The sequence below is a fragment of the Pandoraea sp. XY-2 genome (assembly GCF_004193915.1).
In the GTDB taxonomy this organism is placed as follows: domain Bacteria; phylum Pseudomonadota; class Gammaproteobacteria; order Burkholderiales; family Burkholderiaceae; genus Pandoraea; species Pandoraea cepalis.
Genome location: NZ_CP030849.1, coordinates 3831434 through 3847125, shown reverse-complemented (window position 1 = coordinate 3847125; position 15692 = coordinate 3831434). Strand labels below are relative to the sequence as shown.

Genomic DNA, 15692 nt, shown 5'->3' with positions numbered 1-15692 from the left:
ACGTCGGAGCGTGCGTGCGTTGAGTGTGGGGTTACATCAGAATGATGTCGTACTGTTCCTGATGGAACGACGACTCCACTTGCAGCGAGATCGGCTTGCCGATGAAGTCGATCAGCATCGCGAGATGCTGAGACTCTTCTTCGAGGAACAGGTCGACGACTTCCTGCGAGGCGATCAGGCGGAATTCGCGCGGATTGAACTGGCGCGATTCGCGCAGAATCTCACGCAGAATGTCGTAGCACAGCGTGCGCGGCGTCTTGACCTGTCCCTTGCCCTGACAGACGGCACACGGCTCGCACAGCACATGGGCGAGCGATTCGCGTGTGCGCTTGCGGGTCATTTCGACGAGTCCGAGCTGGGAGAAGCCGTTCACGGTAATGCGCGTCCGGTCGCGGGCGAGCGCCTTCTTCAGCTCGGCGAGCACCGAATCGCGATGCTCGGTGTTCTCCATGTCGATGAAGTCGATGATGATGATCCCGCCCAGATTGCGCAGCCGCAACTGGCGCGCGATCATCAATGCCGCTTCGAGATTCGTTTTGAAGATCGTGTCGTCGAAGTTGCGTGCGCCGACGTAGCCGCCGGTGTTCACGTCGATGGTCGTCATCGCCTCGGTCTGATCGATCATCAGATACCCGCCGGACTTCAGATCGACGCGACGCGACAACGCCCGCTCGATTTCCGTCTCGACGTTGTACAGGTCGAACAGCGGCCTCTCGCCGGTGTAATGCGTGAGCTTGCCGAGCACCGCAGGCGTATACGTGGTCGCGAATTCGGCCAGCTTCTGAAAGGTCTCGCGCGAGTCGACCAGGATCTTGCCCGTCTCCTCGTGCACGAAATCGCGCAGCACGCGCTGGGCAAGGTTCAGATCCTGATACAGCAGGGCCGGCGCAGGCACGCGCGTGCTCTGCTCGCCGATGGTTTGCCAGGACTTGCGCAGATAGGCGATGTCGTTCGCCAGTTCGGCGTCGGCCGCGTCTTCCGCGATGGTGCGCACGATGAAGCCGCCTTTCTCGTCGGCCGGTACGAGTGCCTGGATCTTGCTGCGCAGCGCCTCGCGCTCCGCTTCGCTCTCGATACGCTGCGAAATGCCGATGTGCGGCTCCTGCGGCAGGTAGACGAGCGTGCGCCCGGCAATGCTGATCTGCGTCGACAGGCGCGCGCCCTTGGTGCCGATCGGATCCTTGATGACCTGCACCATCAGCGTCTGCCCCTCGAACACTGTTTTCTCGATGGGCGGCTGCGGATGCGGCGTTGAGGTGTCGTTGTTCGTGCGCGGATGCCAGATATCGGCCACGTGCAGGAACGCCGCTCGCTCCAGCCCGATATCGATGAACGCCGATTGCATGCCTGGCAGCACGCGCACGACCTTGCCCAGATAGATGTTGCCCACCAGGCCGCGCGAGAGCGTGCGCTCGATGTGCAACTCCTGCACGGCACCGAGCTGCATGAGTGCCACACGGGTTTCCTGCGGCGTGATGTTGACCAGAATGTCTTCGTTCATAGAGTGTCGACCCGACTCAATAGGGCGTGGCAAATTCGGTAAGCGTCAGAAGTCGACGCCGGCCTGACGCAACAGCGCGGCGGTCTCGCACAGCGGTAGCCCCATGATGCCGGAGTAGCTGCCATCGATGCGCAGCACGAATTCGGCGGCCTTGCCCTGAATGCCGTATGCCCCGGCTTTGCCTCTCGGCTCGCCCGAGGCGACGTAACGCTCGATCTCCTCACGGCGCATCGGCCGGAACCAGACGTGCGAGATGTTTACTGCTTGATGGATCTGGCCGTCGGCGCAGACGGCGACGGCGGTCAGCACGCGATGGCGTGTGCCCGACAGTCGGGCGAGTACGGCACAGGCGTCGGCGTCGTCGAAAGGCTTGCCGAGGATGGTGCCGTCCAGGCATACCGTCGTGTCGGCGGCCAGAATGGGGGCGCCAGGCAGGCCTGCGCGGGCCAGACGCGTGAGCGCCGCTTCGGCCTTGGCACGCGTGACGCGCTGCACGTAGTCGTCGGGTGGCTCTCCCGGCAGCACGGCTTCGAGTGCTTCGGCGTCCTCGTGGGCGCCCGGCAGCAGCAGCTCGAAACGAACGCCGAGCTGTTGCAGCAGTTCCTGGCGGCGGGGACTTTGCGACGCGAGATAGATGTACGGCATGGCGGCTTGGCTTGAATTCGTCCAGCCCGGCACACGGTTTCGCAACGATTGGCAAGCGCGTGCACCGGGCCGCGGGATGGGCTGGGCGAGGGGGAACGTCCTATTATGCCGCCTTGCGCTCACGCCCGCCAGCGCGTGCGGGGGCAGACGGCGATGTCGACGGGAAAACGGGCGGATAGCCGCGGATTGCGCGGGGCAAGCGTTCAAGCGCCGGCGAGGAAGTCGGCGCCGATCAGGTCGATGCGGTCGGTGCAGATGGCATCGACACCCCACGCCGCCAGTTCACGTGCACGGGCCGGATCGTTGACCGTGTAGACCAGCATTTGCAGGCCGGCCGCCTTGACCTGTGCGACCTGCGGGCCGTCGAGCGGCTGATGGCTCGCGTGCAGCGAGACGGTGCCGAGCTGGCGGGCGTCCTCGCGCCAATGCGCCGGAATGGCCTCGTACAGCATGCCGCGCGGCAGGTCGGGGACAGCGGCCGCCGCGGCTTCAAGCGCCTCGTACGAGAACGACGAGAGCAGCGGCGGCTGGGCCTGTCCGGCCCACAGCGCCTGCACGGCCTGGGCGACCTGCTTGCCCGTTTCCGCCTCGCGGCCCGGGCACGGTTTGATTTCGACGTTCGCCGCCAGCCCCAGCGCAATACAGCGCTCGGCCACCTGGGCGAGGGTCGGCATCGCCTGACCCGCGAAGCGCGCGTCAAACCAACTGCCGGCATCGAGCTTCGCGATGTCGGCGTAGGTCATTTGCGCGGCAGCGCCGTGGCCGTTGCTGGTGCGATCGACCGTGTCGTCGTGCAGCAGGAAGACGGTGTTATCCGCCGAGAGCTTGGCATCGAACTCGACCATGCGCAGGCCGAGCGACGCGCCCATCTCGAACGCGGCCAACGTGTTTTCCGGGGCCAGCTTGCCGCCGCCGCGGTGCGCGACGATGCGGGGATAGGGCCAGGTGGGCCACAAACGCGTCGGTGTCGAGGGGGCGGTCATGCTTCGACTCGCTTGCCGGTCGACGGATCGAACAGGTGCAACGCCCTGGCCGAGATGGCCAGCGGCACCACGGTGCCTGCCGCGGGCCGCATCTCGTGCGGCAGACGCACCGTGACGGGCTGCTCGCCCCAGCGGCCATGCGCCAGATTGTCGGCACCGAGCAGCTCGAGCTGATCGACGAGGATGTTGGTCTGCGCGGCGAAGGCACCCAGGCCGTTGTGCTGCTCGGCGGGCACCAGATGTTCGGGGCGCACGCCGAGCACGAGTTCACGGTTGGCATACGCCATGCTCGTGGGCGGCAAACGCAGGGCCGGCCCGCCACCGTCGACCTCGAACGTACGGCCTTCCGAGTCTACGCGGCCCTTCAGCAGGTTCATGGCGGGCGAGCCCATGAAGCTCGCCACGAACAGCGACGCGGGGCGCTCGTACACGTCCGTCGGGGTGCCGATCTGCTCGGCGTAGCCCTTGTTCATGACGATCACGCGATCCGCGAGCGTCATCGCCTCGATCTGATCGTGTGTGACATACAGGCTGGTGGTCTTGAGGCGCGCGTGCAGACGTTGGATTTCCAGACGCATCTGCACACGCAGCTTGGCATCGAGGTTCGAGAGCGGTTCGTCGAACAGGAATACCGCGGGCTCACGCACGATCGCGCGGCCCATGGCCACGCGCTGGCGCTGACCGCCCGAGAGTTCGCGCGGCTTGCGTGCGAGCAGGGGTTCCAGTTCCAGAATGCGTGCGGCGGCGAGTACGCGCTCGTCGATGATCTTCTTGTCGATGCCACGGATCTTCAAGCCGTACGACATGTTCTGGCGCACATCCATGTGCGGATAGAGCGCGTAGTTCTGGAACACCATCGCGATATTGCGATCCTTCGGCTCCAGTTCATTGACGACTTGCGAGCCGATCAGGATGCTGCCTTCGCTGACCGATTCGAGGCCGGCAACCATGCGCAGCAGCGTCGACTTGCCGCAGCCCGAGGGGCCGACGATGACCACGAATTCGCCGTCTTCGATGTCGATGTCGACACCGTGCAGGACATAGTTCTTCCGGTCGTAGGTTTTCTTGACACGATGGAGTTTGAGATTTGCCATGATTACTTTTCCGAATCGACCAGACCGCGCACGAACCAACGCTGCATGAGCAAGACCACCGCGAGGGGCGGCAACATGGCGAGCAGCGTGGCGCTCATGACGAGTTGCCATTGGGTGGCGGTGTCGCCGCTGCCGATCATGCTCTTGATGCCGACCACGGCCGTCGTCATCGACGGGGCGTTGGTCACCAGAATCGGCCACAGGTACTGATTCCAGCCGTAGATGAAGGTGATGACGAACAGCGCCGCGATGTTCGTCTTCGAGAGCGGCAACACCACGTCGACGAAGAAGCGCATCGGGCCGGCGCCGTCGATGCGCGCGGCTTCGACGAGCTCGTCGGGCAGCGTCATGAAGAACTGCCGGAACAGGAACGTGGCCGTAGCCGACGCGATAAGCGGCAGCGTCATCCCCGTGTAGGTGTTGATGAGGCCGAGGGTCGAGATCACCTGCACCGTCGGGAAGATCCGCACTTCGACCGGCAGCATCAGCGTGACGAAGATCAGCCAGAAGAACAGATTGCGCAACGGGAAACGGAAATACACGATGGCGAAGGCCGACAGGATCGACACCGAGATCTTGCCGATGGTGATGACCAGCGCCATGAACAGGCTGTTGCCGAGCATTAGCCCAAACGGCATGGCGGAATCGCCCGTGCCCTGATTCCACACGGTGGCAAGGTTCTGGAGCAGGTGCGTGCTCGGGATGAGCGACAACGGAACGTTGAAGATTTCGCGCTCGTTCATGGTGGCGGCGACGAACGCCACATAGAGCGGGAAGACGACCAACAGCACGCCGATGACCAGCATGACGTGGCAGAAGATATCCAGGCCGCGACGATTCTCGATCATGCGTATTGCACCTTGCGTTCAATGAAACGGAACTGCACGACCGTGAGCACGATGACGATGACCATCAGCACCACCGACTGGGCAGCCGAGCTGCCGAGGTCGAGCCCCTTGAAGCCTTCCGAGTAGATCTTGTAGATCAGCGTCATGGTCGACTGGCCCGGCCCGCCGCCGGTCGCGGCATCGATCACCGGGAACGTGTCGAAGAACGAGTACACGAGGTTGACCACGAGCAGGAAGAACGTCGTCGGCGAAATCAGCGGCAGCACCAGCCCGAAGAAGCGCCGGATCGGCCCGGCGCCGTCGATGGCTGCCGCTTCCACGAGCGAGCGCGGAATCGCCTGCAAACCCGCGTAGAAGAACAGGAAGTTGTAGCTGATCTGCTTCCAGATCGAGGCGAGTACGACGAGGAACATCGCCTGGCCGCCATTGAGCGCGTGATTCCACTCGATGCCGAGCTTCGCCAGGCCGTAGGTGACAAGCCCGATACTCGGATTGAACAGGAAGGCCCACAGGACGGCCGCAATGGCCGGTGCCACCGCGTAGGGCCAGATGAGCAGCGTCTGGTAGGTGCGCTTGCCCCGCGTGACCCGGTCGGCCATGGCCGCGAGCAGCAACGAGATGACCAGTCCGCAAACCGTCACCAACCCGCTGAAGATCATCGTGGTGCGAAACGACGCGAGGTAGAGCGGGTCGCGCCATAGCGAAACAAAGTTGTCCAGGCCGACGAACTCACTCGACAGCCCGAAGGCATCCTGCGCCGATGTCGATTGCCACAGGGCCTCGCCCGCGGGCCACAGGAAGAACACGACGGTGATGATGAGCTGCGGGGCGACGAGCGCGTAGGGCAGCCAGCCGGTTCCGAAGCGAGGGCGTTCTCTGGAGTTATGCGCCATAACGTAATGAGCAGAAAAAACCAACCCGGCCCGTGTTGTCGACGGGCCGGGTGGTCATGGTAACGTTGCGACGGTAACGCCGCAATGCACGCCGCGAACGCCATTCATTGGCCAATTCACCGGCTTCGCGTGCGCGATCGGGCGGATTGAGGACGGCTTAGCCGCCCTGTTTCTGGAAGCGACGGAGCAGCTCGTCGCCACGGGCGACGGCCTTGTCCAGAGCGGCTTTGGGCGTTTGCTTGCCGCTCCACACGCCTTCGAGTTCCTCGTCGACCACCGTGCGAATCTGCGGCATGTTGCCCAGGCGCAGACCCCGCGTGAACGGCAGAGGCGGCTTGTTGAGCATCTGCTTGATGGCCACGTCGGCGCCGGGGTTCTTCGCGTAGAAGCCTTGCTTCTCGGTCAGTTCATAGGCGGCCTTCGTCACCGGCAGGTAACCGGTATCCTGGTGCCACTTCGCCGCCACCGCGGGCGACGCGAGGTAGTTCAGGAACTTGGCCACACCCTTGTACTCGGCGGACGATTTGCCAGCGAGCACCCACAGGCTGGCGCCCCCGATCATGGCATTCTGCGGTGCACCCTTCACGTCGGCATCGTACGGCATCATGCCCACGCCATAGCTGAACTTGGCGTACTTGGCGATGTTGGCGAGGGCGCCCGATGAGGTGATGGCAATGCCGCAGTCGCCGCTGTAGAACTTCGAGGTCACTTCATCCTTGCGGCCCACATACGTGAACGTGCCTTCCTTGGCCATGTCGGCCAGGAACTGGATGTGCTTGATCTGCTGCGGGCCGTTGAAGATCAGCTTGGCGTCAAGACCGTCGAAGCCGTTGTTCTTCGTGGCGAACGGCAGGGCATGCCAGGCGCTGTAGTTTTCGAGTTGCGTCCAGCCCTGCCAGCCGGTGCTGAAGCCGCACGACAGGCCGGCGGCCTTGAGCTTCTCGGCGTCGGTCTTCACGTCGGCCCAGGTCTTCGGCGGGGTATTCGGATCGAGGCCCGCCTTCTTGAAGGCGTCCTTGTTGTAATACAGCACCGGCGTCGAGCTGTTGAACGGCATCGACACGAGATGATTGGTCTTGCTGTCGGCGTAGTAGCTCGCCACGGTCGGCACGAACGCCGCTTCGTTGAACGGCTCGCCGGCGTCCTTCATGACTTGCCACACCGGCTTGACCGCCTTCTTGGCTTGCATCATCGTGGCCGTACCCACTTCGTACACCTGAAGAATGGCCGGCGCGTTACCGGCGCGGAACGCGGCGATACCGGCGGCCAGTCCCTGCTCGTAGTTGCCCTTGTAGATCGGGACAATCTTGTAGTCGCTTTGTGACGCGTTGAAATCGTTGGCGATTTGATTGACGCGATCGCCGAGGGCCGATTCCATCGAGTGCCAGAACTGAATCTCGGTTGCGGCCAGGGCCGACGTGCTCATGCCGAACGCCATTGCAGCGCCAACGCCGGCCAAAACGATACTTCGCAGGGACGGTTGCTTCATGCCAATCTCCGGTGGTTCACGAGAAGTCTAGTTGTTGTTCGCGGTGCGAACCTTGCAGCGCGGGCTAGACTACCACGTCATTGTGTTTTTTCCACCCGCAGCGCACAACGCGTGTTGCATGGCGGCGTCAAAGGGGAATTGACAATCGTCGGGGTGTGCCGGGAAGTAGGGCGAGAGCGCGCTAATGGACATGCAGCGCAACGTGGCGTTGCACTGCACAAGACGAATTGACTTATTTCCGACTTATTTCTGACTTGGTGTGTCGTCAGACGCGATGATAGGGATGATTGGCATTGATGCTCCACGCGCGGTAGAGCTGCTCGGCGAGCAACACCCGCACCATGCCGTGGGGCATCGTGAGGCTGGAGAGTCGGATGAGGGTGTCGGCGCGCGCCTTGAGGGCCGGGTCGAGGCCGTCCGCGCCGCCGATCACGAACGCCACGTCGCGCCCGTCTTGCTGCCAGCCGGTGAGCGATTGAGCCAGACGCATCGTCGTGAGGTCCTGTCCGCGTTCGTCCAGGCACACGAGGCGGCAGCCACGCGGCAGGGCCGCGTCAATGCGCTGCGCTTCGGCCGCCATCACCGTCTCGGCCGTGCGGGAGTTGGAGCGTTGCTCCGGTTTGATTTCCCTGAGTTCGATACGCAGCTCGGGCGGCATGCGCTTGGCGTACTCGGCGAAAGCGGTCTCGATCCAGCCGGGCATCTTGTGCCCGACCGCGAGTATGAACAGACGCATGACGGCTGACTTCCGCGCAGCGCCGGCTTACTTTGCCTTGCGGCGTGCGGGGGCCGGCGCGTCGACGGAGTCGTCCTCGTCGTCTTCGTGATCTTCCGCGCTAGCCTTGGCGCCGGCCTTGGTGCCGGCCGCTTTCAGGCGCACGGGCTTCTCGCCCCAGATCTCTTCGAGGTTGTAGTACTGGCGCAGGGCCGGCTGCATGATGTGCACGATGACGTCGCCCGTGTCGACCAGCACCCATTCGCCGACGTCTTCGCCTTCCATGCTGACGATGTCGCCGCCGGCGGCCTTGACCTTGTCGCGCACGCTCGCGGCGAGCGCCTTGGTCTGGCGATTGGACGTGCCGCTCGCGATGATCACGCGCTCGAACAGGGCGGTGAGGTGCTCGGTGTTGAACACCTTGATGTCCTGGGCCTTGACGTCTTCGAGGGCGTCGACGATCAGGCGCTGAAGTTTACGAATATCCATAGTGCGTCTTTTTGGTGAAACAGGGAGCGCCGAGGCGGCGACCGGGTAAGGGCCAAGGGCCGTCAGGCGCGATACAGGTGTTGCGCGCGGATGTAATGCCACACGGATTCGGGCAGATTCGCCGGGGGCGTGGCCGCGTCTCGCGCGTGCGCCAGCGTGGCGCGCAACTCGGTGGCGGAGATGTCGACAGCCAGTGAGTTGTCGATCAGTATGCCGCCGCATGGCGTGGATTGTACCCGAGCGCGGACTTTTCCCGTTCGGCGAAGACCTGGCGCAGTTCTGAGGAGGCGGTGGCCCAGCGGAAACCGGGTCGCGCGGCCGCGCAGACGTGCGCGTAGTCGAATAGCTCGCGCCAGGCGTGCCAGGTATCCAGGCGCACCAGTTGGTCGGAGCCGATAAGCAGTGAGAGCGAGACCCGCGGGCCCAGGTCACGGCGCATCTCGCGCAGCGTATCGACGGTGTAGCTCGGCCCGGCGCGCTCGATCTCCCGCGTGCTGACCCGCAACCGAGTGGTCGGTCGCGTGAGCGCCAGCTCGGCCGCGAGTTGCTCGGCGGCGAGGCGCGTCATGGCCAGCCGATGTTCGGCCGCGGTGCTGCCTTGCTTCTGCGGCTGCTGGCCGGCCGGCATCAGGATCAGTTCGTCGAGGGCGAGTGTGCGGGCGAACAGCGCGCCGAGTGCGAGGTGCCCGGTGTGAATCGGATCGAACGTGCCGCCGAGCACGCCGATGCGCCGGATCGGACCGGCGGGCGACGGATGCGTGGCGCGGGGGCGGCAGGGGAGGAGACGGTCATTCGCGGCCGGCCTTCACACCCACTCGCGGCGCACGAGGAAGTCGGTATAGAGCTTCGCTTCCGGGGTGTCCGGCTCGGGTTTCCAGTCGTAGTGCCATTTCACGATCGGCGGCATCGACATCAGGATGGATTCGGTGCGTCCCCCGATTGCAGGCCGAAATGGGTGCCACGGTCCCAGACCAGATTGAATTCGACATAGCGGCCACGCCGGTGGGCCTGGAAATCCCGTTCGCGCTCACCGTAGGGCATGCCGCGACGGCGCTCGACGATGGGGACATAAGCGTCGAGGAAGGCATCTCCCACACTTTGCATGACGGCGAAGCCCGTGTCGAAACCGCCGCCCGAGAAGTCGTCGAAGAAGATGCCGCCGATGCCGCGCGGCTCCTGGCGATGCTTCAGGTAGAAGTACTCGTCGCACCACGTCTTGAAGCGCGGATACCACGCGGTGTCGAACGGATCGAGCGCGTCCTTGCAGGTCTGATGAAAGTGCCGGCAGTCCTCTTCGAATGGATAGTACGGCGTGAGATCCATGCCGCCGCCGAACCAGAACGCGGGCAACTGCCCGGGGCCGTGGCGATCAGAATGCGCACGTTGAAGTGCACGGTCGGGCAGTACGGATTGCGCGGATGCAGCACGAGCGAGACACCGAGCGCTTCGAAGCCACGCCCGGCCAACTCCGGGCGGGAGGCACTGGCCGAACCCGGCAGCTTGTCGCCGACCACGTGGGAGAAATTCACGCCGCCGCGCTCGAAGAAGTCGCCGTCGTCGAGCACGCGGGTGCGGCCGTCGCCGCGCAGCGCGCTATCGGCCGGACGTTGCCAGTCGTCGGCGAGGAAGCGTTTGCCGTCGAGGCGCCCGAGCGTTTCGACAATACGGTCCTGAAGCCCGAGCAGATAAGTTCGCACTGCGCCCGTATCCGGCGCCGGTGCGGCGTCTTGCGCTGTCATTCTGTGACGTCCCGATGCGTGGTAATAACCGCGATTGTACCGGCAGCCACGCGGTCGGGGGCAGGCCGAGGCGGCAAACGGTCGCGCCGAATGCCGGCCGAATGACCTGTATCAAGCTCTGGCGGTCATGGCGCTGGCGCGTTGGGCAGAGGACTGGCCGTTGGCGCGCCGCCCGCGGGCGCAATGGGCATGCCTTTGCCAGGGTCGCCCGGGGGCGGCATGAGGATCTGACGCGGCGCCGGCACCGGCCATTGGGCCGTGCCACCGACCTCGGCGATGGCCCGGTTGGTATCGAAATACACCTGCCAGTAATCGCGGTTGTGGCAGTACGGACGCACCGCGAGCACAGGCCCGGCGGGATTGAATTCGAGAATCACCACATCGATCGCGGGCGTGCTCATCACGTTCGGGATCTGCGCGATGCGTGCCTTCAGGCGCGCTATCGCGTCCTGCACATCGACCGTGTGGGCGAGCTGCGCCGTCAAGTCGACGCGGCGAAACGCGTTGGCGTCGTACACCGTGATGTTGTCGCCGAAGACCTTCGTGTTGCCGACGTACACCCGCAGATTGTCCGCCGTCGTGAGCGTGGTGACGAACAGGCCGATCTCGTCGACCACCCCGGTCACGCCGCCTGCGCTGATCATGTCGCCCGTCTTGAAGGGGCGCAGCACGATGAGAAAGATGCCGGAGGCGAAGTTCGACAGGAGTCCGGACCACGCTGCGCCGATGGCGATGCCGGCGGCGGCAAGCAGCGCGGCGAACGATGTCGTCTCGATACCGCAGACACTGAGGATGGAAATGATCAGCGCAATGCGCAAGGCGATGCGCAGCGTCGATTCGCTGTAACGAACGAGCGTGGGATCGATGGCCCGGCGAGTCATGGCGCTGCGCACGAGCCGCGCCACCACGTTGATGGCGATACCGCCGACAATCCAGATGACCACGGCCATCACAATCTTCAGGCCGAACGGCATCAGATAATCGTTGACCAGCTTGTCGAGATCGAACATGTAAGTCTCCGTCGAGCGAGGGTCTGTCGGGAAAACTGTATGCATTCCGCCGGGGCTGGCCGGACGCGCGATGGTGACGCACCCGCGCCGTGTCAGCGTGCCAACTTGCTCCGCGCTTGTCAATCGCGACGCTGTGACGGCATTCGCGGTTGTCATGCCGCCAAAACGACAACGGCCCGGACGACATGACGTCTCCGGGCCGTGGCACAACGATTTGGCGCTTCAAGGTCTGCCTTCCAGCGTGGCCGACCTGACGCCAGTTGCCTGACTTTGGCTGGCTTACTCCGGCTTGCGCGCCAGTGCGCGGTTGCCGATATCGTGGCGATACTGCATACCGTCGAAACTGATCTGATTGACGGTCTGGTACGCCACGCTCTGCGCGCCGCGCACGGTGTCGGACAAGCCAACCACGCACAGCACCCGCCCGCCCGTCACCGTCAGCACGTCGTTCTCGAGCTGCGTGCCCGCGTGGAACGTGACACATTCAGCGGTCTCGGCCGGCACGTCGGAGATCCGGTCGCCCTTGCGCGGGGTGTCCGGATAGCCGTGCGCGGCGAGCACCACGCCCAGCGCATAACGGCGGTCCCAGTCGAGTTCGACCTTGTCGAGGGTGCCGGCAATCGCGTGCTCGACCACGACCGAAAAGTCGCCCTTCAGGCGCGCCATGATCGGCTGCGTTTCGGGGTCGCCCATGCGGCAGTTGAATTCGAGCGTCTTGACGTTGCCCTGTGCGTCGATCATCAGACCGGCGTACAGGAAGCCCGTAAAGCGGATGCCGTCGGTTTCCATGCCGCGCACGGTCGGCAAAATGATCTCGCGCATCACGCGCGCATGGATCTGCGGCGTGACGATCGGTGCGGGCGAATACGCGCCCATGCCGCCGGTATTGGGTCCCTGATCGTTGTCGAGCAGACGCTTGTGATCCTGCGACGTCGCGAGCGGAAGCACGTTCTTGCCGTCGACCATCACGATGAAGCTGGCTTCCTCGCCTTGCAGGAACTCCTCGATCACCACGCGGGCACCGGCGTCGCCGAGCTTGTTGTCCGCGAGCATCATGTCGACGGCGTGATGCGCTTCGTCGAGCGACATCGCCACGACCACGCCCTTGCCTGCGGCCAGGCCGTCTGCCTTGATGACGATCGGCGCGCCCTTGGCGTCGATGTAGGCGTGGGCGCTGGCCGCGTCGGAGAACGTCTCGTAATCGGCGGTGGGAATGCCGTGGCGCTTCATGAACGCCTTGGCGAAGTCCTTCGACGATTCGAGCTGCGCTGCTTCCTTCGTCGGGCCGAAAATCTTCAGGCCACGCGCGCGGAAGATGTTGACGATACCGGCGGCGAGCGGCGTTTCCGGGCCGACCACGGTCAGCGCGATGCCTTCGCGCGCGGCGAACTCGGCGAGCACATTGGGATCGCTGATCGGGACATTGCGCAGGCGCTCGTCGAGCGCCGTGCCGCCGTTACCCGGGGCGACATAGACCAACTGAATACGAGGCGATTGGGCAAGCTTCCACGCCAGCGCGTGTTCGCGGCCGCCCGAGCCGACAACCAGAATCTTCATCTTATTCCTCGATGACGGCGTTGGTGAATACTTCCTGCACGTCGTCGAGATTTTCGAGCGCGTCGAGCAGCTTTTGCATCTTCACGGCATCTTCGCCGGTGAAGACCACTTCGGTTTGCGGTTTCATCGTGACTTCCGCGACTTCGGCCTTCAGACCGGCCGCTTCAAGCTTGGCCTTCACGGCCTGGAAGTCGTTCGCCGGGCAGATGACTTCGAAGCTGCCGTCGTCGTTGGTGATCACGTCGTCGGCGCCGGCGTCGAGCGCCACTTCCATCAGCTTGTCTTCCGGCGTTTCCGGCGAGTACAAGAACTGGCCGCAATGCGTGAAGAGGAAGGCCACCGAGCCGTCGGTGCCCATGTTGCCGCCAAACTTGGAGAAGGCATGGCGCACTTCGGCGACGGTGCGCACGCGGTTGTCCGTCATCGTATCGACGATCACGGCAGCGCCGTTGATGCCATAGCCTTCGTAGCGGATTTCTTCGTAGTTGGCGCCGTCAAGACCGCCAACGCCGCGATCGATCGCGCGCTTGACGTTGTCCTTGGGCATATTCGCGTCGGCGGCCTTTTCCACGGCCAGGCGCAGGCGCGGGTTGCTGTCGACGTCGCCGCCGCCCAGGCGCGCGGCCACCGTGATTTCCTTGATCAGGCGTGTCCAGACTTTACCGCGCTTGGCATCTGCCGCCGCTTTCTTGTGTTTGATGTTGGCCCATTTGGAATGACCCGCCATGAATTTCTCCGTCGTGCCGCGCTGTGCGGCGAAGTAGCCTCTGCCGGCCAGCGCGGTGCGGCGCGGCCAACCATTGAAACAGGCGCGCCCGCCACCACCGGGGTCGCGGGCGCGAATTGCCGAATCGCCTCGTTGGCGCCCATGGGTCGTGTCGACCCATCGGTCCCCCGTCGTTTCGGGGCCAGGGCAGTCCGAGCGGCATCGTGCCGCTATAATCGGAGGCAATTTTATCATGCCGTCGCACCGTGCCACGGGTGTTTGCTGCGCCGTGTCACGAGCCACGCTGCGTCTACCGCCGAGGTCTCTCATGCCCCAGAAGCCCGTGCCGCCGCAAGCCTCGTCGCTTGCCGCTTCCTCAACGGCATCCCCGCCCGCCTCCACCGGGGCCGTGAGCCCTGCCGGCGACGCCAGCGACCGGCTTCTCATCGCACGCAACGATCAGCACGTTCTTGGCCTGCTGCCCGCCATGGGCAATCGCCACGGGTTGATTACCGGGGCCACGGGCACGGGCAAGACCGTCACGCTCCAGGTCATGGCACAGGCCTTCTCCGACATCGGCGTGCCCGTGTTCCTCGCTGACGTGAAAGGCGACCTGACGGGCATCGCGCAGCCCGGCGCCGAGACGCCCAAGCTCAAGGAGCGCATTGCCCAGTTCGGCTTCGAAACGCCCGACTGGCATGGCAGCCCCGCCACACTTTGGGATGTGTTCGGCGAGCAGGGCCACCCGGTACGCGCAACGGTTTCGGATCTCGGTCCGCTGTTGCTCTCGCGGCTGCTGGGCCTGAACGAGACGCAGACCGGCGTGCTCAATCTCGTCTTCAAGATTGCCGACGACAACGGCCTTCTGCTGCTCGACAGCAAGGACCTGCGCGCCATGCTCCAGCACGTGGGCGAAAACGCCTCGACCTTCACCACGCAGTACGGCAACATCTCGGCCGCGTCGGTCGGCGCGATCCAGCGCGGGCTGCTCACGCTCGAGCAACAAGGCGCCGACAAGTTCTTCGGCGAGCCGATGCTCGATATCGACGATTTCATGCAGACGGACGCGCAAGGGCGCGGCATCGTCAACATTCTCGCGGCGGACAAACTGCTGGCCGCGCCGCGCATCTACGCCACATTCCTGCTGTGGCTGCTCGCCGAGCTGTTCGAGCGTCTGCCGGAGGTGGGCGATCCCGACAAGCCCAAGATCGTGTTCTTCTTCGACGAAGCGCATTTGTTGTTCGACGAGGCCCCTAAGCCGTTGCTCGAGCGGATCGAGCAGATGGTGCGGTTGATTCGTTCGAAGGGCGTTGGCGTGTACTTCGTGACGCAGAATCCGGTCGACGTGCCGGACACCGTGCTCGGTCAGTTGGGCAATCGCGTGCAGCATGCGCTGCGGGCGTATTCGCCGCGCGATCAAAAGGCGGTCAAGGTGGCGGCGCAGACCATGCGCGCCAATCCGTCGCTCGATATCGAAGCGGTGATCGGCGAGCTGGGCGTGGGCGAGGCGCTGGTGTCGTTGCTCGACGAGAAGGGGCGTCCCGCCGTGACGGAGCGCGCGTACATCGCGCCGCCGGCCTCGCGCATCGGACCGATTACCCCGCAGGAGCGGGCAGCGCTCATCGCCGCGTCGCTCGTGGCTGGCGTGTACGAAAAAACGGTGGATCGCGAGTCGGCTTATGAAACGCTGGTCGGGCGCACGCGGACGCGCCAGGGCGACGTGCCGCTCGCCTCAGAGGGTGGGGCGGTGCCGCAAGCGCCGAACGGCGGTGAAACGACGGGCGGCGGTCTGCTCGATGCGGTCAGGGACTCGCTCGGCGGCTTGCTGGGCGGCGCGGGCGGCTCGCGTCGCAAGGACACGGTCGTCGAAGCGATGGTCAAGAGTACGGCGCGCACCATCGGTAGCCAACTGGGCCGCGAGATCGTGCGCGGCGTGCTGGGCAGCATTCTCGGCGGCAGCAAGCGGCGATGACCGGGCCCGTCGATCGCCGCGACAACGCCCGCGTCGGACGATCGGTCGCGA

At 64.6% G+C, this 15692-nt stretch carries 14 protein-coding genes and 1 pseudogene; 1 reads left to right on the top strand and 14 read right to left on the bottom strand.

Translation table 11 applies throughout. The features are described from left to right. Positions 1-31: 31 nt before the first annotated feature. The 14 genes and pseudogenes from rng to DRB87_RS17265 form a co-directional block, all read right to left on the bottom strand. Positions 32-1501, bottom strand: coding sequence for a ribonuclease G (gene rng, locus DRB87_RS17330; RefSeq protein ID WP_017232858.1), 1470 nt, complete (start codon positions 1499-1501; stop codon positions 32-34). Between the two features lie 45 nt (positions 1502-1546). After that, positions 1547-2146 carry a nucleoside triphosphate pyrophosphatase gene (locus DRB87_RS17325; RefSeq protein WP_017232859.1) on the bottom strand — a complete coding sequence of 200 codons (600 nt, stop codon included), beginning with the start codon at positions 2144-2146 and terminating at the stop codon, positions 1547-1549. Between the two features lie 203 nt (positions 2147-2349). After that, complete coding sequence (gene ugpQ, locus DRB87_RS17320; protein ID WP_130026788.1) at positions 2350-3129, bottom strand: glycerophosphodiester phosphodiesterase; 780 nt, start codon at positions 3127-3129, stop codon at positions 2350-2352. Further along, positions 3126-4223 (bottom strand): sn-glycerol-3-phosphate import ATP-binding protein UgpC, encoded by a 1098-nt coding sequence (locus tag DRB87_RS17315; protein ID WP_130026787.1) that lies wholly within the window; start codon positions 4221-4223, stop codon positions 3126-3128. The genes ugpQ and DRB87_RS17315 overlap by 4 nt, the downstream gene beginning before the upstream one ends. Before the next feature lie 2 nt (positions 4224-4225). Next, positions 4226-5071 (bottom strand): sn-glycerol-3-phosphate ABC transporter permease UgpE, encoded by an 846-nt coding sequence (gene ugpE / locus DRB87_RS17310; protein WP_017232862.1) that lies wholly within the window; start codon positions 5069-5071, stop codon positions 4226-4228. Beyond that, positions 5068-5964 carry a sn-glycerol-3-phosphate ABC transporter permease UgpA gene (gene ugpA, locus DRB87_RS17305; RefSeq protein WP_130026786.1) on the bottom strand — a complete coding sequence of 299 codons (897 nt, stop codon included), beginning with the start codon at positions 5962-5964 and terminating at the stop codon, positions 5068-5070. Before ugpA ends, ugpE begins: the two co-directional genes overlap by 4 nt. 157 nt (positions 5965-6121) lie before the next feature. After that, the gene (gene ugpB / locus DRB87_RS17300; RefSeq protein WP_130026785.1) at positions 6122-7453 is read right to left on the bottom strand and encodes a sn-glycerol-3-phosphate ABC transporter substrate-binding protein UgpB; all 1332 of its coding nucleotides are present in this window, start codon (positions 7451-7453) and stop codon (positions 6122-6124) included. Positions 7454-7718: 265 nt separating this feature from the next. Next, positions 7719-8189: a 23S rRNA (pseudouridine(1915)-N(3))-methyltransferase RlmH gene (rlmH, locus tag DRB87_RS17295; protein ID WP_130026784.1), complete on the bottom strand. Its 471-nt coding sequence runs from the start codon at positions 8187-8189 to the stop codon at positions 7719-7721. A 27-nt stretch (positions 8190-8216) separates the two neighbouring features. Next, entirely contained in the window at positions 8217-8657 is a 441-nt protein-coding gene (rsfS, locus tag DRB87_RS17290; RefSeq protein WP_130026783.1) for a ribosome silencing factor, read from the bottom strand. A gap of 205 nt (positions 8658-8862) precedes the next feature. Continuing rightward, positions 8863-9378: a nicotinate-nucleotide adenylyltransferase gene (locus DRB87_RS17285; protein WP_370363106.1), complete on the bottom strand. Its 516-nt coding sequence runs from the start codon at positions 9376-9378 to the stop codon at positions 8863-8865. An 84-nt stretch (positions 9379-9462) separates the two neighbouring features. After that, positions 9463-10396 (bottom strand): annotated as a pseudogene (hemF, locus tag DRB87_RS17280) (oxygen-dependent coproporphyrinogen oxidase). 125 nt (positions 10397-10521) lie between these two features. Beyond that, the gene (locus DRB87_RS17275; RefSeq protein WP_130026782.1) at positions 10522-11406 is read right to left on the bottom strand and encodes a mechanosensitive ion channel family protein; all 885 of its coding nucleotides are present in this window, start codon (positions 11404-11406) and stop codon (positions 10522-10524) included. A 279-nt stretch (positions 11407-11685) separates the two neighbouring features. Beyond that, positions 11686-12963 (bottom strand): phosphoribosylamine--glycine ligase, encoded by a 1278-nt coding sequence (purD, locus tag DRB87_RS17270; protein WP_130026781.1) that lies wholly within the window; start codon positions 12961-12963, stop codon positions 11686-11688. A gap of 1 nt (position 12964) precedes the next feature. Next, on the bottom strand, positions 12965-13690 hold the full coding sequence (locus DRB87_RS17265) for a YebC/PmpR family DNA-binding transcriptional regulator (RefSeq protein WP_130026780.1): 726 nt from the start codon (positions 13688-13690) through the stop codon (positions 12965-12967). A 466-nt stretch (positions 13691-14156) separates the two neighbouring features. Between DRB87_RS17265 and DRB87_RS17260 the strand changes: the two genes are divergently transcribed. Next, a complete protein-coding gene (locus DRB87_RS17260) occupies positions 14157-15641 on the top strand; it encodes a helicase HerA-like domain-containing protein (protein ID WP_240756327.1) in 1485 nt (494 codons plus the stop codon). The last annotated feature ends 51 nt before the right edge of the window (positions 15642-15692 follow it).

Excerpts from the sequence above, each read along its gene's own strand:
- rng (WP_017232858.1), bottom strand. The coding sequence starts at position 1,501 with ATGAACGAAGACATTCTGGTCAACATCACGCCGCAGGAAACCCGTGTG.
- DRB87_RS17325 (WP_017232859.1), bottom strand. The coding sequence starts at position 2,146 with ATGCCGTACATCTATCTCGCGTCGCAAAGTCCCCGCCGCCAGGAACTG.
- ugpQ (WP_130026788.1), bottom strand. The coding sequence starts at position 3,129 with ATGACCGCCCCCTCGACACCGACGCGTTTGTGGCCCACCTGGCCCTAT.
- DRB87_RS17315 (WP_130026787.1), bottom strand. The coding sequence starts at position 4,223 with ATGGCAAATCTCAAACTCCATCGTGTCAAGAAAACCTACGACCGGAAG.
- ugpE (WP_017232862.1), bottom strand. The coding sequence starts at position 5,071 with ATGATCGAGAATCGTCGCGGCCTGGATATCTTCTGCCACGTCATGCTG.
- ugpA (WP_130026786.1), bottom strand. The coding sequence starts at position 5,964 with ATGGCGCATAACTCCAGAGAACGCCCTCGCTTCGGAACCGGCTGGCTG.
- ugpB (WP_130026785.1), bottom strand. The coding sequence starts at position 7,453 with ATGAAGCAACCGTCCCTGCGAAGTATCGTTTTGGCCGGCGTTGGCGCT.
- rlmH (WP_130026784.1), bottom strand. The coding sequence starts at position 8,189 with ATGCGTCTGTTCATACTCGCGGTCGGGCACAAGATGCCCGGCTGGATC.
- rsfS (WP_130026783.1), bottom strand. The coding sequence starts at position 8,657 with ATGGATATTCGTAAACTTCAGCGCCTGATCGTCGACGCCCTCGAAGAC.
- DRB87_RS17275 (WP_130026782.1), bottom strand. The coding sequence starts at position 11,406 with ATGTTCGATCTCGACAAGCTGGTCAACGATTATCTGATGCCGTTCGGC.
- purD (WP_130026781.1), bottom strand. The coding sequence starts at position 12,963 with ATGAAGATTCTGGTTGTCGGCTCGGGCGGCCGCGAACACGCGCTGGCG.
- DRB87_RS17265 (WP_130026780.1), bottom strand. The coding sequence starts at position 13,690 with ATGGCGGGTCATTCCAAATGGGCCAACATCAAACACAAGAAAGCGGCG.
- DRB87_RS17260 (WP_240756327.1), top strand. The coding sequence starts at position 14,157 with ATGGGCAATCGCCACGGGTTGATTACCGGGGCCACGGGCACGGGCAAG.